This window comes from Nitrospirota bacterium, assembly GCA_030645475.1.
In the GTDB taxonomy this organism is placed as follows: domain Bacteria; phylum Nitrospirota; class Nitrospiria; order Nitrospirales; family Nitrospiraceae; genus Palsa-1315.
Map to the genome: position 1 here is coordinate 1 of JAUSMA010000063.1, position 2597 is coordinate 2597.

Here is a 2597-nt window from a genome sequence, read left to right on the forward strand (position 1 = left end):
GGCTTCATCATTGAGCCATTAGTCCAAGCTGCTGCCGGCATGATCACCGCCCCACCGGGCTATCTCACACGAGTGCGCGAACTCTGCACGAAATATCAGGTGCTCTTGATCGCCGATGAAGTGGCCACCGGCTTCGGCCGCACTGGGAAAATGTTCGCCTGCCAACATGAGGGGGTGACGCCGGACTTGATGGCGATCAGCAAAGGACTCACCGGCGGCTACATGCCGTTGGCCGCGACCTTGACCACTGAAGAGATCTACAAGGGGTTTCTCGGAAGGTACGAAGACTACAAAACCTTCTTCCACGGCCACAGCTATACCGGTAATCCACTCGGCTGCGCCGTGGCGCTAGCCAACCTTGAAGTGCTCAAGAAAGAGAAGACGCTCGCCCGGCTGCAACCCAAGATCAAGACGATGGCGCGACTTCTGCATCCACTGTGGCAACTGCCACAAGTAGGGGACATTCGTCAGACGGGATTCATGGCAGCCATCGAACTGGTGGAGGACAAGAAAACGCGGACCCCCTACCCGCTCGAAGCTCGCATGGGACACCGCGTGTGCAGGATCGCCCTGCAACGTGGACTACTCCTTCGCCCGCTCGGACACATCATCGTGCTCATTCCGCCCCTCTCGACCACATTACAAGAGTTGCGGCACATGATCGAGACCCTGCGATACGCTATCGCACAGGCACAGGATAAGAGGTGAGTCTGGCCGCGGGCGATGACACGGGGAAACTAAGAAAAATCACTACGTGCCCTGCGCCCACCTGAGCCACGTTGCAGCTGATCGTGTCAGTCCTGTCTCCCTCGCGCCCCCGCCAAGGCACCCCACTCACTGCCCTCCCTACTTTAGTAGGGGTAGCCTTATCCATTTTTCATGATTGCACGAACAATGAAACCCGCGTCTAATAGATTATGAAGAAGCCGTGGGGTGAACGCACGACTCGTCACCGCTCGAGAAAGTCCACGCGCCGCGCCGGAAGAAAATGACCCTACGTATTTTGAGTGAGGCACCACACCCTCCGCCCGGCAGGTCTCCTCTTTCTCCTCGCCGCCACCACCGCGGATTGCGTCGGCTTGAGGAGGCGTTGACGGCGTATGAACAGGCGGCGGAGGCGAACCCGGACCTGGCCGAGGCACTGGCCGGCATTACGCAGGGCACGGCCCGCCAGCTGGCGGCCAAGAGCATCGGAACGTCAAGCCAACCGATTACGCTCCGGTTTCAGAATGCGAAACTGAAAGAAGTGTTTGAAATGGTGGCACGGAGCACGGGCCTCAATGCGATTTTCGATAAAGAGGCCCGCGGCACAACGGGCCTGTCCTCGCAGCGGCGGCCGACCATCCACGCCGTCGCGTGGTCGGCCCATGCTCGTCGTTGCACAAACATCGCCATCGGGTTAGGCCACGAGCCAGGCCGTCGCCCTGGCTGGGCGGCCGCCCGGCAGCAGCACCCAACGCGTTCGCTATAGATAGAGAAAGGTTTCACTCGTGAGCACAACTTCGAGACGTGGTGTTACACCGGTGCTGCTGCCGGGCTTCTTGCTGCTCCTCATGGTCCTGGTCGCGCCGCCGCGCCTAGAGGCCATCACCTTCAATGATGCGGGGTTTTTCTCGGAAACGGTCGCCACCCTCGCGCCCTATAAGCCGGTGGGTGTCACCTTCGCGCCGGACGGGAGAATTTTCATCTGGCAGCGTGACGGGGTCGTTCGTATTGTCAAAAATGGCGTCCTCCTGCCCACCCCGTTCTTAAATTTTTCCAGCAAGGTCAACACCTACAGCGATCATGGTTTTTTGGGCGTGGCGCTGGACCCGAACTTTGCGGCCAATGGCTGGATCTACCTGTTCTACACGTACGAGGCCGGGGGCAATCCCAACGATACGACCCCCAAGACCGGCCACCTGAGCCGAGTGACTGCCGATCCGGACAATCCAGACGTGATGTTGGCCGATAGTGAGATCATTCTATTAGGAACCCTCGATGTGCCCCCCTGTAGCAACTATCCCGAGGGGGCGGACTGTATCCCGACGGACAGTTATACGCATTCGGTCGGCAGTCTCCGATTCCACCCGGACGGAACGCTCTTTGCCAGTCACGGAGATGGCACCTCGGCGAGCTTTGCCAGCGTGCAGGCCCTTCGGTCCCAAAGTCTCGATAGCTATGCTGGAAAGATCCTCCGCATCAAACCGGATGGAACTGCCCCCCGTGCTCCGCTTACGCCGAATCCCTTTAATGATGGGACCAATAGCATTCGTTCTAAGGTTTGGGCCTATGGGCTCCGGAATCCCTTTCGGTTTAGCCTGCATCCGACCACCGGCACCCCGTTTATCGGTGATGTCGGGTGGAACAACTGGGAGGAAATCAATAAAGGTGCGCCGGGAGCCAACTACGGGTGGCCCTGCTTTGAAGGGACAGGGCAGCAGCCGACGTATCAGGCCTCCTTTCCGACAGACTGTCAGCCGCTCACGCCGGCGGTCGTGACGAACCCGATCTACACCTATGATCACACGGTTGGCAGCAGTGTGATCGGAGGCGCGATTTTTACCGGGGCGCAATATCCTGCCGCCTACGCGGGCAACTTCTTTTTTGCGGATTAC

3 protein-coding genes are annotated in these 2597 nt (G+C 59.2%); all 3 read left to right on the forward strand.

Translation table 11 applies throughout. The features are described 5' to 3' along the window. The coding region (locus tag Q7U76_12630) for an aminotransferase class III-fold pyridoxal phosphate-dependent enzyme (protein MDO8357228.1) at nucleotides 1-708 on the forward strand (708 nt) is incomplete at its 5' end. Between the two features lie 280 nt (nucleotides 709-988). Continuing rightward, nucleotides 989-1471: a hypothetical protein gene (locus tag Q7U76_12635; GenBank protein MDO8357229.1), complete on the forward strand. Its 483-nt coding sequence runs from the start codon at nucleotides 989-991 to the stop codon at nucleotides 1469-1471. A 19-nt stretch (nucleotides 1472-1490) separates the two neighbouring features. Further along, on the forward strand, nucleotides 1491-2597 hold a 1107-nt coding region (locus Q7U76_12640; protein MDO8357230.1), incomplete at its 3' end, for a PQQ-dependent sugar dehydrogenase.